The organism is Vibrio sp. 2033, assembly GCF_033339735.1.
Map to the genome: position 1 here is coordinate 1 of NZ_JAWOVC010000738.1, position 539 is coordinate 539.

The window sequence follows — 539 nt, forward strand, 5'->3', positions numbered from 1 at the left end:
TCATCATCAATAAATCGATTCACGAGCAATGAAGTTTCGTTGTCGGACTGCGCCCAAGCAATGGAGCCAAACCCGCTAAGCGATAAGTTATCGGTCAGTTCTACTGTTGCTAAGCTCGGAAAAGCGACACTGCTAATAAGTACTGCGAGGAGCGATCTCTTCATTTCATTTCTCCGAACTGACGACATAAAGAACATGAGCATCCGACGGCAACGAGTCGACGGGGGCATAGCCAATGCGATTAGGTTGTTCTCGCATCCACGCTAACAAGATTTCAATACTGGGTTGATCAATTACTTTGGGTGGACGCGCCTTGCCTGAAAACGAAAGGCTGGCCCAATGCGCATTCATTTGAGCCAAGTTTTTATTAAGCAGGTAGCGATAGAACTCCGTTCGTTCAACGGACGTCTCTGGCCAATCAGAGAGTTCAATTCGTTGGCCTTGTAATAGTCTGGTTTTACCTCGGTAGAGCTTCCTGGCTTTATTAATGGTCAACGCGTCAAACTGAGCGTTAAGTGAGAAAATGGCGTAACTTTCTG

Annotated in this window: 1 protein-coding gene and 1 pseudogene; both read right to left on the reverse strand. The window is 46.6% G+C overall.

What is annotated here, in order from left to right:
* Positions 1-164: pseudogene (locus tag R7P74_RS28810) on the reverse strand (sulfate ABC transporter permease); the annotation flags it as partial.
* 1 nt (position 165) lies between these two features.
* On the reverse strand, positions 166-539 hold a 374-nt coding region (locus R7P74_RS28815; RefSeq protein WP_318124122.1), incomplete at its 5' end, for a hypothetical protein.